The 296-nt window shown below is 65.2% G+C and carries 1 protein-coding gene; it reads left to right on the top strand.

Annotated features, from left to right (window positions below; genetic code table 11):
- A partial coding sequence (locus tag D0817_RS27225; RefSeq protein ID WP_202866546.1) for a M61 family metallopeptidase occupies window positions 1-296 on the top strand: 296 nt, incomplete at both ends.

The raw sequence follows: 296 nt of genomic DNA on the forward strand, positions 1-296 counted from the left end.
CTTGTTCCTGCTTGGCGCAGCACCTGCTGCCCATGCCGACGTCGACTATCAGCTGCGCGTTTCCGACGCCGCCCAGCATCTGGCCGAAGTGCGCGCCACCTTACCCGCAGTTGCCGGCAATACGCTCGATGTGCAGATGCCAAACTGGCGCACTGGCCGCTACCAGATCGTCAACTCCGCCAACGGCGTCGCCAGTTCAAGGCGGTCAACGCCAAGGGCCAAGCGCTCGCCGTCAGCAAGACCGACAAGGGAACCTGGCAAGTGGCCACACGCCCTGGCGACGCCGTCACCGTCAG

The organism is Flavobacterium cupreum (assembly GCF_003996965.1).
Lineage (GTDB): Bacteria > Bacteroidota > Bacteroidia > Flavobacteriales > Flavobacteriaceae > Flavobacterium > Flavobacterium cupreum.